Here is a 22469-nt window from a genome sequence, read left to right as displayed (position 1 = left end):
GGCACCCCTCCGTTCCAGCCTGGCATGGATTACTTCTGGTAAGGCTTGAGCAGGTTGTTGGCAGTCGCCTGCGCTGCCTTCAACGCGTCGGCCGAGCTTTGCGTGCCCGTCAGGGCAGCCTGGACGGCATTGTTCAGGGCTTCGCGAACGCGCGCCGTCTTCCAGGTGGAGAACTCCGGAATTGCAACCTTGAGCTGGTCACGGGCGACCAGGGCCTGCGGAAACTCCTTGCCATAGGTCTTGAGCTTTTCCGTCTCGTAGGCAGCCGGGCTGACGCCGACATAGCCAGTCTCGATCGACCACTGGGCGGCGCGCTCCGGCGCGGTCAGATAGCGGATCAACTTGAGCGAAGCGGCGCGTTCTTCCGTGGAAGCCTTCTTGAACAGGTAGGAGATTGAGCTTGACGCCGCTTTCAATTGAAGTGCCTTTTGTTGAAGGCGCGGCGTCTCCATTGGCAAGGATACTTCCGATATTGCTTTCGAAACTGTTCTGCCAGTTGGCATAGACCGAAATGCTGTCAGTGACCTGATAGGCGACGCCGACGTTGGGCGTCCAGGCATTGACGCTGTCGGCACCCTCGCTCCCGGCGGTGTTGTAGGTGACATTGGCGAGCACGTGCAGCCTGTTCCAATCTATCTGATCCTGGATGAACAGGCCGCTGTCGCTGCCCGCTTCATCCGGCATCTGAAACATCTCGATATGTTCAACAGGTGGCAGTCTCTCATCGGGTGCCAGTAGAAAGATGGGCTCACCCATGCCTACGGACATTGCAGAGGACGTGTTCTTGTATCTCCATCCTGCCAGCATCTCGTGCTGAAGCACTCCGGTATTCGCCTTGCCGGCAAGAGTGGCTTCGAGGTTCCATGTGGCTTGCTGTATGTCCGTTGAATAAGGCGTTGCTAGATTTATCAGTTCGCCCATAGCCGGCATGGATTGCAGCATGTTGAGCCTACCGGACAGATCCAGTTGTTGGTATTGTCCCTTGGCGTGTAATGTCAGGTCGTTGTCGAATTCATGCTCGACGTCGAAGTAGGCGGTCTTGCTGTTTTCCTCGTGGCCGTCAGCCGGATTTCCGGTCAAGGAGGAAAGAGGGATTGGCCCGTCCACGCCAATGAAAGTGAGCGGCGTTGCTGGGACACGCTGAGACTGAAACTCGCCGCCGAAAACAATGTCGGTTCCGCCGTGCGTCCAGCGCATGGAAGGCGCCAGGTAGCCGTCTTTGGTGCCGTCGTATCCAAACGAATTTTTTGCATCGTATTGACCCATGACGATCAGGCGATAGGTCAGTTCTTTTTCTGGAGTGAGCGGTCCGGTCATGTCCCAGGTGTTTTGAAGATGCCCGAACGATCCAGTCTCAACGGTAACTTCCCGCACTGCTTCACTTTGCGGGCGCTTGCGGACGAGGTTGATTGAACCGCCAGGCGCCATTCTGCCGGCCAGTATCGAATCCGCTCCCTTAAGTACGTCAACGCGTGCATAGCCCGCCGCTGGTGGCAGGGTTTGTGAACTCCCCGAGCCCGCGTGTCCGTCAATCATGACAGGTGCCTCAAAGCCCCGCACCTCTACCTTGCCAAAGCCGGACGGGGACGTGCCGCTGACATTGTGCAATACATCAATAATGCTCTGCGACTGCTGGCTTTTCATCACGTCCTTGGTGATGACCTGCACCGATTGCGGAATATTGCTCAGCGGCGTATCGGTGCCGGTGGCCGACCTCGATTCCGCCGCGACAAATCCCGTGTCGGTTTCTCCGGAAGCCGCGCCGGACGTGTCTGTCACGGTAATCGTCGGAAGAGCATCCGCGTTGCCCTCAGGGTTGGGCACCGCCTTTTTTTCCACCTGTTTGGCAGAAAGTTCCTCGGCCCATGCGGTGCTCGTCAGACCACAACCGGCGAGGACCAGTACCGACACCGAAAGTGCTAGAAGTTGCCGATTGCTGCTCCTCGCAACGCGACCAAAATTGAAGCTCAGCCCAGCCATAATCCCCTCTGGTGATCTTGGCCGAACGGATCGCATTCCTTAAAAAAGCTGAACAATTAAAACAGCAATGAATAAAAAAATGCGGCCGAGGCCATATCTAAAATTGGATACGCCAAACGGCGCGATGAAATGTGATTAAAAAATAGTCCGTCAGTGATGCGAATAAAATATATGCGGTTCTATTCTGTCAAGGATCAATCTCCCACAATATATGCATACTTTAGAATAATGCAGCGATCTGGCGGCCGATCTCGACAAAAAAATACCCGTAGAAACAGCTAGCTAGCTGAGTTGAGCCACAGGTAGCCACAACCTTTCGCCACCCCTAATACAGTTTATTTCCGATTTCGCATCAAGGAACAATATTCCGAAAAAGCCTGTTGGCATGGCAAAAGCCAAACAAATTTCCCGTTCGGCAGTTGCACAACTGCTATCCGCTCCCTGTCGTGCATCCCTGATCCGGATTTTGAGCCAGGTGTGCAAGCCAGCAAGGATTTGCGCTTTGAATACGCGGAAAGGTTGTATTGCAACCGGTCAAACTCGCGATCAGTCAGGAATCAGGCAGAATGGCGCAGGCCCGGTCACTCCGGCAGGGCGAACACTGGGCACGGCATGGCAATGCCGCGCAATTTGTGCTCCCCCAGCGGCACGAGCGGCCTTGTCGTTTCCGCGGCGAACGCCCCTGACAACAATACCTTATGGCCGAGCGGACGGCACAGGCCCTCCAGGCGGCTCACAAGATTTACGGCGGAGCCGATCGCGGTGAAATCAAGCCGGTCGGCGGTCCCGATATTTCCCCAAAGCATGTCGCCCAGATGCAGCGCGGTGCCGAAGGACAAGGGCTGCAATCCTTTGGCGCTACGGGATCGGTTCAGGTGGTCCATGCCCGCACGTGCGGCGACGACGGCACTCAGCGCTGCCTCGCAGGAGGCAGCGGCGTTTCGCGTTCCGATAGGAAAGACAGCAAGGACACCGTCGCCGATAAACTTCAGAACCTCGCCGTCAAAGGCGTGGACGGCTCCCGCAATCCGATCGAACCAGGCGTCGAGGGCAGCAATTACATCCTTGGGTTCGAAGGTCTCTGAGAGCTCGGTGAATCCGCGCAGATCGGCATAAAGCAGCACCGCCCGGATCGTTTCGCCGCGTTCCCGCCGCGAGCGGCCCGCCAAGACCCGCGCAGCGCTGCGCTTGCCAAGATAGGCTGTCAGCAACACGGCAAGGGTCGAACGCGTTGCCAGTAGCGCCAGGGGCGTAGCGGCAAAGCGCGCCACTTCCCGCAGCAACGCCGACTCGGCTGGGCTGAACGGCTGCTTGGCGGCCCAGCCCAGTATCGCACCGTCAATGGAGCCGCCGGTAAAATCCACCTGCACATGCGTGCCGATACCCGTCAGCCAGTTGCGCGCGAGTTCGGCGGGGTCGGCTGGGCCAGCCAGGCCGAGCGCCTCGATGACCTCTCCCGTGTCGGCGCGCCACAGGAAGGTGCGTTGTTTGATGATCGGGTGCGGTGCCGATAGCGTAAGCGTACCGCCGGCCAGCGGTATATTGTCGGCGGCAATCTGTGCGGCGAGTTCCTTCAGCAAGGCAGCGCCATCCTGGAACTGAATTGCGTTGTCGATCAGGAAGGAAAGTGAAGATGGCATTCCCATGCCTGTCACTATGGAACGGCATTGCGCCCCTGTCATGGGATTTGATCCTTGTCTCGGGCCGTGATTGGCTTAAATTACCACCCAAGGTTGAATGAAATGTGCCATTGAGGGAAGCCGACGATGACCGAGACGCTTCAACGGGAAATCGAGATAGCAGCGCCGCAGGCAACAGTTTTCGCCTTCTTTACCGATCCGGACAAGATCCTGCGCTGGATGGGCACCAAGGCGACGGTCGACCCGCAGCCAGGCGGCATCTATCTCGTCAGCATGGATGATGCACATACGGCCCGTGGCCATTTTACGGAAGTCATCCCTGTGCATCGCCTTGCCTACAGCTTTGGCTGGGAGGGAAGCGAGACCGTGCCGCCTGAGTCCGGTCTCATCGAGATCGACCTTATCGAAAAGGAAGGCGGCACTTTGGTGCGTTTCACCCATGGCGGCCTGCCGGACGAAAAGGAAAGAGCGAGCCACGAAAAGGGCTGGAACCATTATCTGGACCGGCTTGCCATCGCAGCGGCCGGAGGCGACCCTGGACCGGACATGCCTGTCGAATAACCGGCCTAGAACGACCCGAAAACCGTTCCAAGTCCGATAACGGCAACCAGGGCGATGAGCGCGCCGACAATTGCAGCCATGACGATATCGAGATAGCTCTCCTTGTGCGACGAACCGCATACAGCGAGCAACGTCACGACAGCACCATTATGCGGCAGACTGTCGAGCGTACCCGCGCCGATGACCGCCACGCGATGCATCAGACCCGGATCGAGGCCGATCTCCTTGGCGATCGTCATATAGGCGGGTCCGAGCGCATCGAGCGCTATCGTCAATCCGCCCGACGCGGACCCGGTCAGAGCGGCGAGGATATTGGTTGCGAGCGCCAGCGACACCAGCGGGCCGCCTTCGATGCCGAGCACCCAGTTCTTGACGACTTCGAATGCCGGCAGTCCGGCAACGACGGCGCCGAACCCGACGAGGCTGGCAACGCTGAGGATCGGCAGTACCGAAGCATTGGCGCCGGCATCCATCGTCGCGCGCAGGCTGGGCAAACGCCTGTGGCTGGTTGCGATCAGGACAAGGATGGCCGTCGCCAGCGCCACGATCACGGACCATACGCCGCCAACGGCGGCAAGCGATGTGTTTCCCCATCGGGCGTCCTGCAGAAAGGACACGTCCATCCTTGGAAGGACCACGAAGGACATGATCAAATTGGTCAGGACCACGACCACCAGCGGCAGGGCGGCCACCCTGAACGACGGCAGGCTGCTCGCATGGCCGCCACGCTTGATCTCGCCGGGATCGAACTCCCGGGCGGTGGTTGCGCGCTCGCGAACAAGTTCATCCTCGGCAGCATCGTTGGGGTTGATGGAGCCGGCGTAACTGTAGCCCTCCCCTTTCAGCCTTGCTCTGGCTTCGGCCCGGCTGAGCCACCACATCCCGAATGCCAGCATTATGGCCGAAGCAATCAGCCCCAGTCCCGGTGCGGCAAAGGGGTTGGTGCCAAAAAAGGGCATGGGAATTGCGTTCTGGATGGCAGGGGTTCCCGGCATGGCCGACATGGTGAAGGTGGAGGTTCCGAGCGCGATGGCGGCGGGCATCAGCCGATGCGGTATATTGGCGACCTTGAACAAGGCGTGTCCCATGGGCGCCAGCACGAAGAAGGCGACAAACAGGCTGACGCCGCCATAGGTGATGAAGGCTCCCGCGAGAACAATCGCAAGGATTGCGCGCTGCGTTCCCAGTTTCTCGGTCATATAGGCGGCGATCGCTTCGACCGAGCCGCTTGATTCCATAAGCTTGCCGAAAAGGGCGCCGAGCAAAAAGATGGGAAAGAACTGTGCAACGAACTGGGCGGCGTTGCTCATGAATGTCTGCGTCCAGTTTGCAAGCAGCGGTTCGCCGGCAAGCAAGGCCGCCAGAAGCGCACCAAGCGGAGCAAGGAGCAAGATGCTCCAGCCGCGATAAGCAAGCCAGATGAGCAGACCGAGCGCGATCAGGATGCCAAGAATGCCCATCGGACGTCACACCTGTTCGAGGATGGTATCAAGAAGGCTGTCGATGTCGAAGGAAGATCGAACGCCGAGGTCAGTGCCATGATCCTTGAGGAATATTTCGGCGCAGGCGTGACCTTCGAGCCGCAGCATCGTCAGGAACTCCCATTCCGCATTGAGCTTTGAGGACACGCCGAGTTCGACCATCTTCGGGCTTGTTATGCGATGGATACGCATGTCGGCCCATTGTTCGACCCATTCGGCGTGTTCGAGCCCGCCCTCCTCTGCGATGAGGCGCTGAAACATTGCAAGGCCGCGAAGCTCTTTCTTGAGGCTGGAATTGAAGGAGATTTCGTTGAGCCGGTTGAGAATGTCCGGGGCCGTCTTTGGCACGCCTGGCCGCTCGATAGGATTGATCTGGATGAGCAACGTGTCGCGCGCCTTACTCTCGCGAATGATCGGCGTCAGCAAAGGATTGCCGGAAAAGCCGCCATCCCAATATGGATCGCCGTCGATCTCGACAGCCTGATGAATGAGGGGCAGGCAGGACGAGGCCAAAAGGACATCGACATGCATTTCGGCATTGCGGAACACGCGGGGCAGACCGGTCCGCACATTGGTCGCATTCACGAAGATCTTGATTTCAGACTGCTTCAGCCGATCGAAATCAATACATTCCTCAAGAACGTCGCGAAGAGGATTGAGGTTGGCCGGATTGGTTTGATAGGGCGAGAACAGCCGGCTGAAGATATCGTAGAACAGATAGCCTGGCGAATTATCGAGAGACCAGTTGCCGACCATCTTGTCTAACGGCGTCCGCTGGATCGGACTGTATTTTGCTGCATCGCTGACGCGGCGCCAAAACACTTCCAGCGCGGTCTTTGCGCCTTCAGCACCATTCAAGGCGTAGCCTGACACGAGCGCAGCGGCGTTCATTGCTCCGGCCGACGTTCCTGTCACGCTTTCGATCGTCAGCCATGGCTCATCGAGCAGTCGCTCGATGACGCCCCATGTGAAGGCGCCGTGGGCCCCGCCGCCTTGCAGGGCGAGGTCTATTGGCAGAGGATTTCGCGCTTTAGCGTTGGAAGCTTCAGACCTGTTGTCACTTGCCGCGCTCATGGACCCCTACCCCGCCGGAAAACTTGCGAAGCCAAAACGCTACAAGGGCAGCATGCCGTTGCAACTCAAGCGAGCAAATCCGGCTATTTGGGTTGAACTATGCTGCAGTGCAGCAAGCTTGGCAAGTGGGAGCCAGAAATTCGCACGCAGGTGTACGAGACGGGTCGGCGAATAACTTGCTTACTTCGGCTTGCGGATGGCTCTGACCTTGCTTTCACTGCCATCGCCGCAGAAAAACCGATCTTTCCCATCGGACTCGAGGCCTGACACGCCCGAGCCCTCCGGCATGTCGATGCGTTGCAGGACTTCTCCGGTCTTCGGATCGATGCGCCGGACATCGCTATGGTTGCCTTCCCAGGTTCCGTGCCAAAGCTCACCGTCCACCCAGGTAACGCCCGTTACGAAGCGGGTGGACTCGATTGTCCGCAGGATTGCACCACTTTCGGGATCGATCTGGTAGATTTTTCGGCCGCGATGTTGCCCAACCCACAGCGTATCCTCGGCCCAGGCCAAGCCGGAATCGCCGCCATTGCCTGGCGCCGGGATAGTCGCGACGACTTCACCAGTCTCGGGATCTATCTTCTGGATGCGATCTTCGGCGATTTGATAGATATATTTGCCGTTGAAGGCTGTTCCGGCATCCGCGGGGACATCGATCGACCGCACGACCTTTCCGGCGGCGGGGTCGAGAGCATTGATCCTCTCGCCAGATGCAAACCACACGTGATGACCGTCATAGGTGACGCCATGGACGCGTTCCACGCCGGGAAACGGTCCATACTCGCGGAGAATTTCAGCTTGGGAGTGTTTCATTGCTATATCCTAGCCGTTCATCAATGGACCGGGGAGTAACAAAGTTGACGGAAATCCCGGCATGGACGGGATCATCCATCTGCGCGCCGGCCCGCGACCGAAGGCCTGTACTTTGCCAGCAGACGCCAAGGCTTCGAGCGACCTCTGAACGGTGCGAGGGCCAGTTCCAAGAGCGATGGCCAGGGCGGAACTCGACCATGCTTCGCCATCGGCAAGCAAGGCGAGCAGCGAGCCATGCTGCTCTTCGACAGGCGGAGCGAGGATGACCGCGGCTTGAGAATGCAGCGGATGCAGTGCAAAACCTTCGCCGGTCGCCTTGATATCCGCTATTGCACGAAGCTCACTGCGGAGCCGGCCGATCTCGACGCGCAGGCGAGCACGGTGCGATTCATCGGCTTCCTTGCCGCCAAAGGCGCTGGCAATAAGGTCACGTCGCGATGCATCGCCTGGCCAGTTCTCGCAGAGGGCGCGGACAAGTGTGAACAAGACCGGGCGGCTGGCCAGCGAAACGCAGGCGCTTGAATCCCGTACCACGTAGCGGCAGGCATCGACGACGAGAGTGTCCGACGCGTAAAGCGCCTCGACGTCTTCGAGCCTTACAAGCCGCTCATGGCTGCCCGCGATGAGGCGCGCGGCGGGCATTTCCATCACGCGCGACGCGCTTTCAACTTCCGCAACAAGTGCCGGGATACGGGCCTGCATTGCCGCATCGGCCGCGTGCTGCAGGGCGACGCGCGCAGCTTCGGTCTGCAAGCGCCGGATGGCAATTCCGGCAATCACCAACTCGTAGGCGGCGCGCAAGGGCGGGGGAAGCCTCGTGGCATCGCGATCGCCGAGCAATTGCTCCGCTTGATCGACATGGCCGATCAAAACCAGCCGCCGAGCTTCCACGTGGCGAGCATGCGCGGCATTCAATCGGTCTCCATGCGCCTCGAGCACGGCCCGGGCGCCGGCCAATGTTTTGACGGGTCCCGCAAGGTCACGAGAGACGAGCGCAATCTCCGCCTCGGCGACGATGCAGCGCGCCCTGGCGACGGCTTCGCGCGGCCCGAATGCGCGCGCGGCAGACTTTAACAGCGCTCTGGCGCGAGCAAGTTCACCGAGCTGCGCCATTGCGATGCCGCGTAGCGCCAGTGCCGGTGCGTCGTCACGAAGCGCGACCCGCTTCAATGCGCCGAGGAGATCTCCGGTCGCGAGCAGCCGTGCGGCGGCGGTAATCATCGAGTCCATGCAGATCCCGTCAAACTTGTAACTCTCGGCATTTCCACCGCCATCCTAGTCTGCCCATCACCGGCAACCGCCCGCAATGTCGATGCTACGATAAAAGCAGGAGAAGGAGAATGACTGCATCCAAGGTCACTGCACGCTCGCCGAAGCTTAATCTGCTGCTGCGTATTGCGGACGGACTGAGCTACGCAGCGACGCCTGCCTTTGCTTTGATGGCGGTGCTGACGGCAAGTGGCACGGCGGAAAGCATGTGCGGCTCCGTTCAAAGCATGTCCCCGCTCAATGATATGGCTATTATGTATCTGCTTATGAGCGTCTTCCATCTGCCGACGTGGCTGCGCCTTGCTGCGAGGCCTGGAAGCTCACATCTTCGCGTTTAAGCGTTGTCCGTATATAGTGGCGACAACACGGGGACATCGCCATGAACAAGCAGGATGTCATTGCGCTCTTCGCGCATCTCGAGCACGGCGACGGCGCAAATTTCTTCGCGCATGTTGCCGATGATGTCGATTGGATCGTAGAGGGCACCCACCCGCTTGCGGGTCACTATCACAGCAAGAAGGATTTCATCGCCGGCACGTTTCAAAAACTGGCGAAGGTGCTGCCCGACGGCGTACAGCTCACTGTTGAGAATGTCCTGATTGATGGCGCATGGGCGGTGGTCGAACTCCGGTCGATGGCGACGGCCCATAGCGGCCTGCGGTTTGACAACCGCTATTGCTGGCTGTGCCGTTTTGCTGACGCCAAAATCGTCGAAGTGCGCGCTTATCTCGATAGTTGGCTGGTCGGTGAACTGTTCAGGCAAAATCCAATCGACGACGAAGCTTCCACGTAGCCTGTTGCACCGGGCTGGAAGGCTGCAAAGGCCGACATATTCAAGCGAGCATGCAGAAAATCCTTGATTTATCGCTTTGCGTGTCGCCGTATCAATAACAACCAGATGATATTTCTAGTTGAGTTCAGGTGATCATAAGAAAACGACCAGAGACTTTTCCTCAGGGGGCGCATGCGGAAGTCGCTACAACTGGATTTTAAAGCCATTCAGGCCGAATTGCGCAACAGGCCCATCATCCGCAGCAGCGAAGCGTGGGGTCCGACAGAAGACATCTTTGCAACACGGCATCATCAATACCGGCGAATAGACGATTCGACCGTATTGCATGTTATGGATTTCCAAGTCGTGCAGCCCTACGCGATAGATACATCGCGAAAAAATCTGGTGTGCATCCAGATTATTCTTACCGGTACCTATAGTCGCCTGGCCAGCGATTATGTCGACACTGTCAATTCGGCGTCGGTACAGATCACCAACTTCCCGCGATCGGTCAGCGAAGCGCGTGCCGGCGAAAGGCTGCGAGGCATCCTGATTGTCGTGGAGCGGTCCCATCTGCTCGAGCATTTCGGCGTCAACCTGGATCGGATCCCGGTTGCCTACAGGCCCATCTTTGCGTCGGATGTGGGCATGGTGCAGGCCATGAAAATTCCGGCAGTCAGTTCGGTTCGCATATCCGCGGAGCAAATCCTCTCGTGCAAATATCAGGAGCCGTTGCGAAGTATCTATTTCGTCAACAAGACCACGGAAATCATCTGCGACATCGTTTATCAACTCAACAGCATGCTTCCTTCACGGTCGCGGATCGCGCAGGCACCGAGCGTGTTTCACGCCATCGAAGCCGCGGCAGCGATTTACAGACGCGAGTTGCACCGGCCACCGACACTGGAGCAACTCGCGATCCGTGTGGGCGTGAATCGCAATGCGCTCGTGAGCGGTTTTCTGGAAAATTTCGGAGTAACGCCGCACGCCTTCTCACTCAACCTGCGCATGGAGGAGGCGCAGAATTTTCTGCGCAACAGCAATCTGTCGATCAGCGAGATCGCACGCCGTGTCGGGTATGGCGGCTATGCGAGCTTTTCGCGCGCCTTCAGCGAGCACTTCGGCCATGCGCCGTCGGCCGTCAAGGATGAGGGTGAAAGGCCGATTGCCGGTTCCCATGCATCCGCAATCGGGATCGATGCCCGGCATGGCAACTGAGGCGGACGAGGCTCTAGCGGAACCCGGTACTTCAATCGACCGCGCTCGAATGAGCGCCCTCGTTGCGACCTTCTTCGGCAATACGCTCGAGTGGTTCGATTTTGTAACATACGGCATCCTTGCGACTTATATCGCACGGGCTTTTTTCCGCGCCGACAACGGTAATACCGCATTGCTGGAGACGTTCGCGGTCTTTGGCGTCGGTTTCGTGTTGCGGCCTTTGGGGGCGATCGTGATCGGTTGGGTCGGCGATAGCTACGGTCGAAAACCCGCATTTCTTTTGACCATCATCACCATGACGGCCGGCACATTGATGATCGCGTTCCTGCCGACCTACGCGATGATCGGTATGACGGCTCCGCTCCTATTGCTCTTGGCGCGTCTCCTGCAGGGATTTTCGGCCGGCGGAGAACTTGGTGTTGCGATTTCCTTTCTTTCGGAGTGGTCACCGCCCGGAAGACGGGGCTTTTTCAGCAGCTTTCTTTCAATGACAGTGGCGCTCGGCAGCCTTCTTGCCAGCGGAATTGCCGCCATCCTTATTTCATTCCTGCAACCTGAAGACATGGCGGCCTGGGGATGGCGTATACCCTTTCTGATTGGGGGATTGCTCGGGCTGATCGGCCGGTGGATGCGGGCCAGCGTCGATGAGACGCCCGCTTACCGGCAACTGCAACGCACACGTCCGGAAAACAGCAGTGCTCCAATCCCAAGATCGGACCTTGTGCGCGGCCTGCTTGCATTCGGCCTTACCATTCACTGGACGGTCTGTTTCTATATGTTCCTCGTCTATCTTCCGACCTATGCGCGGGTGCAGGCCGGTATCGCTCCGGCGTTGGCCGCGTGGTCAAACACCATATGCCTGCTGACGATCGTCATCCTCGTTCCAATTGTCGGGCTCTTGTCGGACCGGCACGGACGACGGCCGTTCCTCATTACGTCGTGTCTGGCAATTGCATTGATGACCCTTCCGGCACTCTGGCTGATTCTTGCGACGCAAAGCTTCGCGGTCATTGTCCCCGTACAGATTGTCTTCGGACTGGCCATTGCTCTTTATTCGGGCCCCGCCCCGGCACTCATGGCTGAACTCTTTCCAACGCAAAATCGCGCAAGGCTGGCGGCGACATCCTATGCCTTCGCGGCCGCCCTGTTTGGAGGCTTTGCGCCCTTTATTGCCGACTGGCTGATCAACGCGACGGGGAGTCCGTACGCCCCTGCGCTCTACGTGGTATCCGCGTCACTCGCCAGCCTGCTGGTGGTCCTTCGCATTCCTGAAACTGCTGGAAAGTCATTCCATTAGTCGCGGTGGCAGACGTTGCAATTTGGCACGGCGATGTATCGAATTTTCCAACCCGTCTTTACCCGACCCGCTCCCACGCTGACAATTCCGGTCCCAACGAGGGGAAGAATTGCCCAGGGAACTGCGTTAGAAAGGGGAATGGCGCAATGGGATACGAGAATGCTCTGAATTCCCATACGCTGGCGGAAACCATATCCGCCAATGTGATTGCCGGCCTGTCGCAATCGCCGCTCACCGACTTCGGCCAATCGGACCACAACGGCATCCCGACCTTCGAATTTGACACGCGCGATCTTCCGGTAGAACTCCAGTTCGAGGCCTGGCGCAGGAGCTTCTCATCCATATTTACCATCGACGAGCCCGATGACCGCGCATCGGGCTTCAAGGGCCGGCAATTGATATGGGATCTCGGATCTCTTGTATTTGCTCGTATCAATACTGATCCGCTGCGTCTTGTAAGTGCCGACACGCCCAAAACGCCGATCAACCACTGGGCCATGACGCTGCCCCTCGACGGCAGGATCAACACCGCCTGCACATCCGGCGTCTTTGGCGGCGGCGCCGGCGTCATCCAGGTTCACGCACTTGGCGACCCGTTCGAGTGCCATATGGCTGCCGGCGAAATGTTGACCCTGTTCATCCCGCGCGATTTTTGCAGCGAGGTTGCCCATGCCTTGAGGGGAGCAGAGTTTTCGGCCATGGATACAGCGATGGGGCGGCTCCTGTCGGATTATTTCGTTGGTCTCGCCAAGCGGTTGCCCATCATCGACGCAGCAAACCTGCCGGAACTTGTCGCCGCCACGCGAGCCATGATCCGCGCGTGCGTCCTGCCATCCAGCGACAATGTCGAAGAGGCGCAGGGCCCTGTCGTGCGCGTGTTGCTCGAACGCGCACGGGGCGTCATTCAGTCGCGACTGTTTGATCCGACGTTCAGCGCTGAAGCCCTCAGGCGCGAGCTCGCCATCTCGCGCACCGGCCTTTACCGGATGTTCGAACCCTTTGGCGGCGTGATGCACTATGTCCAGCATCGGCGGCTTCTTGATGCACATGCCGCGCTCGCCGATCCGAACGATGGCCGGCGCATCATCGAGATAGCCGAGCAACGCTGTTTCAGTGACGGAGCTGAATTCAGCCGCGCCTTCAAGCGTGAGTTCGGATACACACCGAGCGAGGCACGCCTTCGCGGTAAGGAACGTCCCTCGATCCATCCCTCCTCCGATGTAATGACAAGCGCTCCCGAAGACCGGCTCGGCATTCTCCTGCGCCGACTTCACGGCTGAAGAACCAACTCTGTGGCCAGATGGCTGCCATTGCTGCATTCGCCTGCCGGGGGTAGATTTGGCGCGACCGAATTGGGGTCCGGTGATGGGGGCACGCGATGAGAATCGGCATTGCATTCGATCTTCGTGATGATTACGCGCGTGCCGGATATGACGAGGAGGACATTGTCGAGTTCGATAGCATCGAGACCATCGAGGCTATTGAAGCAGCCCTGCTCTCGCTTGGTCACAATACGGAACGCATCGGTTCTGCGTTGAAGCTCGCACAGCGGCTGCAAAATGGTGATCGATGGGATCTGGTCTACAATTCGGCTGAGGGAATGCATGGCTTCGGACGCGAGGCCCTGGCTCCCGCCTTGTTGGACTCCTATGGCGTTCCTTACGCCTTTTCCGATCCCCTTACCCTGACGGTAACGCTGCACAAAGCCACTGCGAAACACGTCGTTCGCGACTGTGGCATTCCCATTCCGGATTTCGCCGTTGTGGAAACGCCGGGCGATGTTGAACGTATTGCATTGCCATATCCTCTGTTCATAAAACCCATTGCGGAGGGCACGAGCAAGGGGATCTCGGCTTCATCAAAGGTCCATGACTTGGCAGAGCTCCGAAAGGGGTGCGAAAGGCTGCTTTCACGACACAAGCAGCCGGTATTGGTTGAAGTTTATTTGCCAGGCCGTGAATTCACGGTTGGAATCCTCGGAACCGGCGATCATGCCCGTGTGCTTGGGATCATGGAAATAATGGTGAAAGATGGGCCCGAGCCCGAAATCTACTCCTATCAGAACAAGAAGAACTTTGACGACAGGGTCACTGTCAGGCTCGTGGACGATGCGGCAGGCGCAGAAGCGACGCGGCTTGCGCTCGCAGCATGGAAACACCTAGGATGCCGCGATGCAGGTCGCATAGACATACGCTGCGACCACGCTGGCAAGGCCCATTTCCTCGAAGCAAATCCGCTTCCCGGCATGCATCCGAGAGATTCGGATTTGCCCCTGCTCGGCCGCATGAAAGGGATGTCATATCAGGGGTTGATCGAGCAGATCATACGCTCCGCTTCAACCCGACATGCATTCCAATCCGGGCAGCGCAATCCCCTATAAAATCGGCGATTTTCAGCGCTTCCAGCGCCGTTCTAATGCCTTTGGCCATCCTTCCTGTGCCTACCCTACTCATGGTATGATGGGAGTGCTGGGGGAAGCAAAGATGCAGCGCAGGCTTGTCACGATACTAGCCGCTGACGCCGTCGGGTACAGTCGTCTCGTCGGCAAGGATGAAGATGCGGCCCTCAAGCTCTTCAAGGAATGTGCGACAATCATCGACGAGCGGGTTCGGGCCCATAACGGCCGCATATTTGGCGGCGCCGGCGATAGCGTTGTCGCGGAATTTCCAAGCCCTGTTGAAGCAATGCGTTGCGCCATCGAAATTCAGAACCAGATAGCGCACCTGGATGAAAAACTCTCCGAAGATTGGCGCATGCTGTTTCGCGTCGGCCTCAATCTTGGCGATGCTGTTGTCGAACAGGACAATCTACTCGGAGAAGCAGTAAACGTTGCCGCCCGCCTTGAAGGCTTGTCCGAGCCCGGCGGAATTTGCGTTTCGGGGAGCCTCTATGAACAGGTGAAGCACCTTCCGGATGTCGGGTTTCAAGATCTCGGCACAAAGAGACTGAAAAATATCCCGCTGCCGGTCCATGCCTACTCTGTCAAGAGCATCCATTCAAAGCGCTCCCGCAAACGCCTGCCTATGTGGGGACTGGCGGCGGCAACGACAGCCTTGCTTGCCGTCATCGCGCTGCCGATCTGGTGGAAGTACGTACCGGGCGTTTCAGGCAATCAGACTACCGGGACGCAAATCGTGGCTTCCTCGCAGCCTTCGATCGCAGTGTTGCCGCTGGACAATATAAGCGGCGACCCCTCGCAGGAATATTATAGCGATGGCGTCACCAATGACATTACCAGCGATCTTTCCAAGTTCTCCGGCCTTCTCGTCGCCGCGTACAATTCGTCGTCGACCTTCAAGAACAAGCCTGCCAAGATACAGGATATCGGGAAGGCTCTGGGTGTGCGCTACGTCCTTGAGGGCACCGTTCAGAAGACGGCCGAGCGGCTCCGCATCAATGCCCAACTTATCGATGCCGAGACCGGTTATCACGTGTGGGCCGACCGCTACGATCAGCCGCTCGGAGACACTTTTGCGGTGCAGGAAGGCATTACGAAAAATATAGTGACGACGCTTGCGGTCAAAGTGACCGACGCCGAGGAGCGCCGTACCCGCCTGAAGCCTCCGGCAAACATGGATGCCTACGACTACTACCTCAAAGGCAAGCAGATATGGGCCGACCCGACCAAAGTCACGGCGGAAGGCAATGAGGAAGCACGTCAACTCTTTGAGAAGGCCATCGAACTGGACCCGAACTATTCGGCGCCCTATGCGGAACTATCCTATGTCTATGTGCGTGCCTATCAGAGCGGCCTCGACGATGGCGGCAAGGCGAATCTCGACAAGGCGGAAGCTTTGGCGGAGAAGGCCCTCGCACTCAGTGATAATGCCAATAGCCATTGGTATCTTGCCATCGTCGCCTGGAATAAAGGCAACTTCGATAAGAGTTTCAGCGAGTATGAGGCCGCGCGACAGATAAATCCGAACGATCCGGATCTCGCCGCGGATATGGCGGAGGCGCTTATCTATGGTGGAGAACCGCTGAGGGCCATTGAGCAGATCGAAGAAGCCAAGAAGCGCAACGTAAGGGTCCCGTTCTGGTACTTTTGGAACGAGGGCAAAGCCAGATACATGGCGGGCCAATACCAGCAGGCCATTGACGCCATCAACAAGATTGCCTCGCCGCCAAACGATGTTCGCCTAATCACCGCTGCAAGCAAAGCCCAACTCGGCGACATTGCTGGCGCCAAGGCGATCATGGCCGAATTCAGCAAGATCGACCCGGATTGGTCGATCGAAAAATCGGCCGAATACTACTACCGAAACGACAGCGATCGTCAGCATTGGCTGGAGGGATTGCGCAAGGCCGGATTGAAGGAGAAATAGCCCCTGACAAGCATATGGATACTTTGGACAAACGTTGACATTCCTCGAAACAGAGCGGCAAAATTGCATCGTAACTTGTGATTATTGCCCACTTCGGTGGATGTCTTTTCTTGGCGAATGAAGCTGAGAGAGCTCTTTCAAATTTGTACTTGAGCTGATCTCAGACTGACAGTGCCCCCCGGTTCGGACAGTTCCGCCTGGGTGGCACCTACCATTGGTACCCTGTCTTATGAGTTAAGCATTGAATTGAGTAACCAAGCCGGCGTTCAAACGAGCGTATGAGCTTTCAATGTAACATCAAAAGGGGGAATATCATGCCAACCGCTAAACAATATTGCCACGACGCACGTCAGCAGGAACTAACGCCTGCAGGAAACATAGAAGCGGCAAGGCTTTACGGCCTCGCGATCAAGGAAGACGAAGGCTATTTGCCCGCTTACGCGGAGTGTTCCTATGTGCACCTGCGCGCCTTTCAGAACAACTGGCCGCCCAAGCTCCGAACGAATGATTCGATTACTGAAGCAGCGAACCTGGCCGATAAAGCAGTCGCATTGAGCAACGATCCCGACAGTGACTGGCACCTTGATTTCAGGGGGCTCTGGTACCGCGCGATGGTGTCGTGGAACGCAGGCGATTTCAAGCGAAGCTTCGACGAATATGATGCGGCACGCTCGCGTATAACGGATCCCGTCTGGAAGATTAAAAACACCGCCGAGCTTGATGCCGACAAGGCCGAGGCCCTGATCTACTACGGCAATCCAGGCGCGGCTCTGGACCTGATCCTCGGGGCAGAAGCTGCTTATCCCGACTATCCATGGTGGTTGAAATGGCTTGCGGCCCGCGCGCACTATCAGCTTGGGAACTATACTGAAGCGATCAATGAAATCAACAGCATCGACCCCGCCAAAAAGCCCAATGACGTTCTCCTGATTTTGGCCGCCAGTGAAGCCCGGCGTGGGAACATTGATGACGCGAAGACCATAATGGCAGAGTTCAGCAAGAATGATCCTGATTGGACGGTGGAACTGTCGGAATCCTACATCTACGGCGACCCGGATCAAAAAACGCATTGGATCGATGGGCTGCGTTTAGCCGAGCTTAGGGAAAACTGAGCTTTCGCCGCATGTTGAGGAGTTTTTAAGGCTCCCAGGGGTCTGCCGCCGCGGAACGGAGCCCCCCTTGGATAGAGATGAACCGCACGCCAACTCGGCGTGCGGCTTTGATTTTATGCCTCGTAACAGACCTTTGAATATTCGCTGGGCATCCGAACATTCGCAGTGAACATTTTCGATTGGCCGTGGCTAATAGCTTGCAAATAAACATTGTTCATGATTATATTGAATGAACGTTCAATAAATACGGGTGAATTTATGCAAGCGCGGGACTTGACGATTCCGAAAGGTTGGGACCGGCGGGGACTGCCGGCCTGGTGCTATAACAGCCCGGCGCTCCTGGAACTCGAGAAGGAACATATTTTCCGCAGCCATTGGCAGATCGCCGGTCACATTTCTGATGTGCCGAATGTCGGAGATTACGTAACACTCGACGTCGTCGGCGAGCGGGCGCTTATTGTGCGCGGCAAGGACGGTGAAGTGCGCGGCTTTCACAACATCTGCCGCCATCGGGGCTCGCGCGTTGTCACGGACAACAAGGGGACCTGCAACAATGCGCTGGTTTGCCCTTTCCATGGCTGGGTCTACAATCTCGACGGCACGCTGCGCGGCGCCGCCCGTCCGCGCTCGTTCCCTGATCTCGACAAGACTGAATTCGGGCTGCTGCCGCTCGACCTCGAAATCTGGATGGGATTTATCTTCGTTCGCTTCCGCAAGGGCAATCAGCCGGCGGTCGCCACGTTGATGCAGCCTTTCGAGCAGGAACTCTCACATTACCGCATTGCCGAAATGGTGCCCGCCGGTTTTTGGAAGCAGAAGTCCCCGGTCAACTGGAAATCAGTGCGCGACGTCGACAACGAAGGATACCATGTCGCCATGGCGCACCCTGCCCTGCAGGATCTTTACGGCTCGACATATTACGACGAGCCCTTCATTGATGGCGTCTCGCGTTCCTTTGCCCGTTACAACCCGCATGCGGGGCGTCGCTGGAGCGTGCGCAACTACATCAAGATTGCGCCGGAAGCGACGCATCTCCCCGAGCATTTGCGCAAGGCCTGGATCTATTACGGGTTCTTCCCGAATGCAGTCATCGCGGTGACCCCTGAAGGCGCGCAATACTACCAGGAGTTTCCGCTCTCCACGGGCGAGACGCTGCTGCGTGGCGCGGTCTTCCGTTACAGGGACGAAAGCCGCGAGCAGGCCGCCGCTCGCTATCTTGCCTCGCGCATCGACCGGGAGACGAACTCCGAGGATATCCAACTGACCAAATGGTCGAACGAGTCGATGATGTCGAAATCCTTCTCCGGCTTCTACCTGTCCGATCTTGAATATACGGTGCGTTCGCACCACGACCATCTGCGCAAGGTTCTGCCGGTCCTGAACGTCGACAAGGCGCCGGATGAACGCGAGGTCTCGGCCCTTAACGAAAGTCTCTGCGCCCGCCATTAAACGAAGCGATCAGCAAATGAGAACGGCCCGGCAAGTAGCTTGCCGGGCCGAATTCATTTGAGCTCTTTGATCGAATTCAGCCCTGCCAGACGCCCTCGCTTCTCAAATCGTCCATGGTGCGCGAGATGCCTTCGCGCAGGATCGTTACCATGTCGTCGATCTGATCACGGGTTATTACAAGCGGCGGCGACATCACACACATGTTGATGAGCGGTCGCACCAGCAGCCCAAGGTCATGGCAATGTGCATCGATACGCATGCCGACACTGGTGTCGAGTTCAAGCGGGTTCTTGCTTTCGCGGTCGGCAACGCATTCTACGCAGGCCATGAGACCGGTGCCGCGCACCTCGCCGACGAGCGGCAATTCCTCTAGTGTGCGGAGCTGTTCCTGGAAATACGGCGCGATGGCCCTAGCATGCGCCAGGATGCCGCCTTCGAGCAGATCGAGATTGGCGAGAGCCACGGCGCAGCCGACCGGGTGGCTGGTATAGGTGAGCCCATGGGCGTACATCGCGGTCGGGTGATTGGAGCGGCGAAGTTCCGCCAGCAGGCGCTCCGATACGACCATGCCACCCAAAGGAAAATAGCCGGAGGTGACGCCCTTGGCGAAGGTGATGATATCCGGGTCAAGGCCGAATTCCTCACCGGACGAGAACACGTGGCCGAGGCGGCCAAAGGCGGTTACGACTTCGTCGGCGATGAACAGGATGTCATTGTCGCGGCAAATCTTGCGGATGCGCGGCAGATAGTCATCGGGCGGCACGATCACGCCGCCGGACGCCTGGATCGGCTCGCCAATGAAGGCGCCGATCTTGTCGGCGCCGATGCGGCTCACCGTTTCCTCGAACTCGGCAACAAGCATGTTGGAGAAGATCGCAAGGCTCATACCCTCTGGCCTGCGGAAAGGGTTGGGCGACGACAGCTTGACGACGAGATCATCGGCTCCATCCATCCAGTCGCGGTCACGCGGACGTCCGTTCAGCGAAGCGGAGAGATAGGTGGATCCGTGATAGGCGCCGCCGCGCGACAAAATGAGCTTCTTTTCCGGACGGCCACGCACATTATTGTAAAACTGCATGAAGCGTAGTGCACTTTCGACAGCTGACGAGCCGCCTGTCGTGAAGAACACATGATTGAGATCGCCCGGAGCATAGTCGGCGATACGCTTCGCCAGAACCGCCGAGGGTTCGCTCATCGTATACCACGGCGTATTGTAGGAGAGCTGCATTGCCTGCTCGTACATGACGCTTGCCAGTTCCTCGCGGCGATGACCGGCATTGACGCACCACATGCCTGCCGGACCGTCGATGAGCCGCTTTCCCGCGCCATCGGTGATGTAGATCCCCTCGCCGCCACAAATAAGCGGGCGTGCTTCCGCGCCGACTTCGCCGGCCGTGGGCCAGGGTTGGACGAGGTGGCGCTTTGCGAGCTCAACCACGTCCTGAGCGTTGGATTGGGCCGTTTCCCTGATTGCGTCCGTCATTTGCTTCGCAGCAGCCACGCTGTCCTCGCTTTCCGGTATCCCCACATACTTTCGATACCAATTATCGGAAATAAAACATATTTCTCGAATATATTGAATGTTCGTTCAATCAATATGTCAGAAATAGTTCTTGATTTCAACCGTCGATTGAGCGCATGATGGAGGAAAGATGGCGACTAACGGGAACGCGCCACATTTCGGAATGGGATAGAATGCTTCATTGTTGTTGTAAGCTCGCAAATCTGTATGGACCGTGCCAATGACGGTACCTGCAGAAACCATTGTCGCCATGCCTCCTGACAGAGGCCGAAAAAGAAAGTGGCTGCAATCCGAATCTGCGACGGGCCTCGGCCTCATTAGTCCGACACTCATTTACGCCCTGATCTTCCTCTTGGTGCCGATTCTTCTCGTCATCGCCAACAGCTTCTGGACCCAGCACTATCTGGTTGTCGACAGAACCTTCACCCTCGAAAACTACCGGATCGCACTGACGGATCCGATATACCGCGATCTTCTCATGCGATCGCTGTGGATCTCGCTTCTGGTCAGCTTCTTCACGGTGGTCCTCGCCTACCCTATCGCGTTTTTCATTTCCTTTCATGGCGGCAGGCACAAGGGGCTGTGGTTGTTCCTGATCACCGTCCCGTTCTGGACCAGCTATTTGCTGCGCGTCATGTCGTGGAAGGTCATCCTTGGCTATAACGGCGTCCTCAACGCCACCCTCATGGGGCTCGGCATCACCGACCAGCCGTCGGATGCTTTTCTCTACAATACGAGTGCAGTGGTCATCACGCTCACCCATGCATGGGCGACGTTTGCGGTCTTGCCGATCTTCGTGTCGCTGGAAAAGATCGACCGCACGCTGATCGAGGCCGCGACCGATCTCGGCGATGGTCCGGTGCGGCGCTTCCTGCGCATAACATTGCCGCTTTCAGCGCCCGGCATTATTTCGGCGGTGCTCATCGTGATGATCCCGACCGTGGGCGATTTCGTGACACCGAAGCTTGTCGGCGGCAAGGACGGCGTGATGATCGCCAATGCCATTCAGGCACAGTTCGGCAAGGCTGCCAACTGGCCGCTCGGCGCCGCGCTTTCGGTTACGACCATGGCGGTTGTGACGGCAATTGCTGCGGCCGTCGTCCTCACCATCCGCACGGCTGCGAGGCGCATAAGATGACGGCTTTGCGCAAAATGCTTCCGAGTTGGCTGACAGCCTACGCCGTGCTCTATATCGGCTTCCTCTATCTGCCGGTGATCTTCCTGCCGATCTTCTCCATCAATACTGCAGCGACGCCGAAATTCCCGCTGAGCGGCTATACGCTGAAATGGTACCGCGACCTCGCCACGACGCCCGCCCTGACGGACGCCGCCTGGAACAGCCTTATGGTTGCAGTTTCGGCGTCACTTCTCGCCACGATGTTCGGCATTTGCGCGGCCCGGGCGATTACGCGCTATCGCTTTCCCGCCCGCCGCAGCATTAACGGCCTGCTCATGGCGCCGCTTGTCCTGCCGGAAATCATTATTGCCGTTTCGATGCTGCTGGTCATGCTGCAGCTTGGGCTCAATCTGTCCTTGATCACAGTGGTGTTCGGACATGTGCTGATCTGCATTCCCTATTCGCTCAGCGTACTCACCTCCGGATTTGAGGGCTTCGACAGAAGCCTTGAGGAAGCATCTGCCGATCTCGGGGAATCGCCCTTCGGTACATTCCGCCGCGTAACCTTGCCGATGGTCGCCCCGGCGATCATTTCGAGCCTGCTCGTCTCCTTCACCATATCGCTCGATGAATTCATCATGGCGTTTTTCCTCACCGGAACTGATGCAACGCTACCCGTCTATATCTGGGGCCAGCTCAGATTTGCCGCCAAGCTCCCCGGTGTCCTTGCGCTCGGTACGCTGCTGCTGATCGCCTCTGTCATTCTACTGACCATTGCCGAAACTGTGCGCCGCCGTGCCAGCCGCCGCACCCAGAACATGGGAGGCTTGATTGCCTGA

At 57.9% G+C, this 22469-nt stretch carries 19 protein-coding genes and 1 pseudogene; 12 read left to right on the top strand and 8 right to left on the bottom strand.

Going from position 1 to position 22469, the window contains the following annotated elements; translation table 11 throughout:
- Positions 1–29: 29 nt before the first annotated feature.
- From AC1DNI_RS19085 to AC1DNI_RS19075, 3 genes and pseudogenes are all read right to left on the bottom strand, one after another.
- A complete protein-coding gene (locus AC1DNI_RS19085; RefSeq protein WP_477693000.1) occupies positions 30–341 on the bottom strand; it encodes a hypothetical protein in 312 nt (103 codons plus the stop codon).
- A gap of 67 nt (positions 342–408) precedes the next feature.
- Positions 409–1980, bottom strand: a pseudogene (locus AC1DNI_RS19080) (TonB-dependent siderophore receptor); the annotation flags it as partial.
- Positions 1981–2561: 581 nt separating this feature from the next.
- Complete coding sequence (locus tag AC1DNI_RS19075; protein ID WP_477692999.1) at positions 2562–3626, bottom strand: adenylate/guanylate cyclase domain-containing protein; 1065 nt, start codon at positions 3624–3626, stop codon at positions 2562–2564.
- Between the two features lie 120 nt (positions 3627–3746).
- Between AC1DNI_RS19075 and AC1DNI_RS19070 the strand changes: the two genes are divergently transcribed.
- Positions 3747–4181, top strand: coding sequence for an SRPBCC family protein (locus tag AC1DNI_RS19070; protein WP_477692998.1), 435 nt, complete (start codon positions 3747–3749; stop codon positions 4179–4181).
- Between the two features lie 5 nt (positions 4182–4186).
- Here AC1DNI_RS19070 and AC1DNI_RS19065 read toward each other — a convergent pair whose 3' ends face one another.
- The 4 genes from AC1DNI_RS19065 to AC1DNI_RS19050 all read right to left on the bottom strand — a co-directional run bounded on the left by AC1DNI_RS19065 (position 4187) and on the right by AC1DNI_RS19050 (position 8779).
- A complete protein-coding gene (locus AC1DNI_RS19065) occupies positions 4187–5641 on the bottom strand; it encodes a GntP family permease (RefSeq protein ID WP_477692997.1) in 1455 nt (484 codons plus the stop codon).
- 6 nt (positions 5642–5647) lie between these two features.
- Entirely contained in the window at positions 5648–6736 is a 1089-nt protein-coding gene (locus tag AC1DNI_RS19060; RefSeq protein WP_477692996.1) for a patatin-like phospholipase family protein, read from the bottom strand.
- 180 nt (positions 6737–6916) lie between these two features.
- Complete coding sequence (locus AC1DNI_RS19055) at positions 6917–7549, bottom strand: Vgb family protein (protein ID WP_477692995.1); 633 nt, start codon at positions 7547–7549, stop codon at positions 6917–6919.
- Positions 7550–7558: 9 nt separating this feature from the next.
- The gene (locus tag AC1DNI_RS19050; protein WP_477692994.1) at positions 7559–8779 is read right to left on the bottom strand and encodes a helix-turn-helix domain-containing protein; all 1221 of its coding nucleotides are present in this window, start codon (positions 8777–8779) and stop codon (positions 7559–7561) included.
- Positions 8780–8889: 110 nt separating this feature from the next.
- On the opposite strand from AC1DNI_RS19050, the gene AC1DNI_RS19045 reads away from it, so the two are divergent.
- From AC1DNI_RS19045 to AC1DNI_RS19005, 9 genes are all read left to right on the top strand, one after another.
- Entirely contained in the window at positions 8890–9156 is a 267-nt protein-coding gene (locus AC1DNI_RS19045; RefSeq protein WP_477692993.1) for a hypothetical protein, read from the top strand.
- Between the two features lie 41 nt (positions 9157–9197).
- Complete coding sequence (locus AC1DNI_RS19040; RefSeq protein WP_477692992.1) at positions 9198–9611, top strand: nuclear transport factor 2 family protein; 414 nt, start codon at positions 9198–9200, stop codon at positions 9609–9611.
- Positions 9612–9995: 384 nt separating this feature from the next.
- Positions 9996–10808, top strand: coding sequence for a helix-turn-helix transcriptional regulator (locus tag AC1DNI_RS19035; protein WP_477692991.1), 813 nt, complete (start codon positions 9996–9998; stop codon positions 10806–10808).
- Entirely contained in the window at positions 10798–12105 is a 1308-nt protein-coding gene (locus tag AC1DNI_RS19030) for an MFS transporter (RefSeq protein ID WP_477692990.1), read from the top strand. Before AC1DNI_RS19035 ends, AC1DNI_RS19030 begins: the two co-directional genes overlap by 11 nt.
- Positions 12106–12251: 146 nt before the next feature.
- The gene (locus AC1DNI_RS19025) at positions 12252–13385 is read left to right on the top strand and encodes a helix-turn-helix domain-containing protein (RefSeq protein WP_477692989.1); all 1134 of its coding nucleotides are present in this window, start codon (positions 12252–12254) and stop codon (positions 13383–13385) included.
- Between the two features lie 98 nt (positions 13386–13483).
- Positions 13484–14485 carry a D-alanine--D-alanine ligase family protein gene (locus AC1DNI_RS19020; RefSeq protein ID WP_477692988.1) on the top strand — a complete coding sequence of 334 codons (1002 nt, stop codon included), beginning with the start codon at positions 13484–13486 and terminating at the stop codon, positions 14483–14485.
- A gap of 103 nt (positions 14486–14588) precedes the next feature.
- Entirely contained in the window at positions 14589–16430 is a 1842-nt protein-coding gene (locus tag AC1DNI_RS19015; protein ID WP_477692987.1) for a tetratricopeptide repeat protein, read from the top strand.
- Between the two features lie 314 nt (positions 16431–16744).
- Positions 16745–17542 (top strand): tetratricopeptide repeat protein, encoded by a 798-nt coding sequence (locus AC1DNI_RS19010; RefSeq protein ID WP_477692986.1) that lies wholly within the window; start codon positions 16745–16747, stop codon positions 17540–17542.
- A 258-nt stretch (positions 17543–17800) separates the two neighbouring features.
- Positions 17801–18991, top strand: a complete 1191-nt coding sequence (locus AC1DNI_RS19005) for an aromatic ring-hydroxylating oxygenase subunit alpha (RefSeq protein ID WP_477692985.1) — start codon at positions 17801–17803, stop codon at positions 18989–18991.
- A gap of 76 nt (positions 18992–19067) precedes the next feature.
- Here AC1DNI_RS19005 and AC1DNI_RS19000 read toward each other — a convergent pair whose 3' ends face one another.
- Positions 19068–20474, bottom strand: coding sequence for an aminotransferase (locus AC1DNI_RS19000; protein WP_477692984.1), 1407 nt, complete (start codon positions 20472–20474; stop codon positions 19068–19070).
- Between the two features lie 259 nt (positions 20475–20733).
- Here AC1DNI_RS19000 and AC1DNI_RS18995 point away from each other — a divergent pair, with 259 nt between their 5' ends.
- Positions 20734–21651 (top strand): ABC transporter permease, encoded by a 918-nt coding sequence (locus AC1DNI_RS18995; protein ID WP_477692983.1) that lies wholly within the window; start codon positions 20734–20736, stop codon positions 21649–21651.
- Positions 21648–22469 carry an ABC transporter permease gene (locus tag AC1DNI_RS18990; protein ID WP_477692982.1) on the top strand — a complete coding sequence of 274 codons (822 nt, stop codon included), beginning with the start codon at positions 21648–21650 and terminating at the stop codon, positions 22467–22469. The genes AC1DNI_RS18995 and AC1DNI_RS18990 overlap by 4 nt, the downstream gene beginning before the upstream one ends.

Source organism: Phyllobacterium sp. 01N428 (genome assembly GCF_056399405.1).
This window is presented reverse-complemented; position numbering and strand designations above follow the sequence as displayed.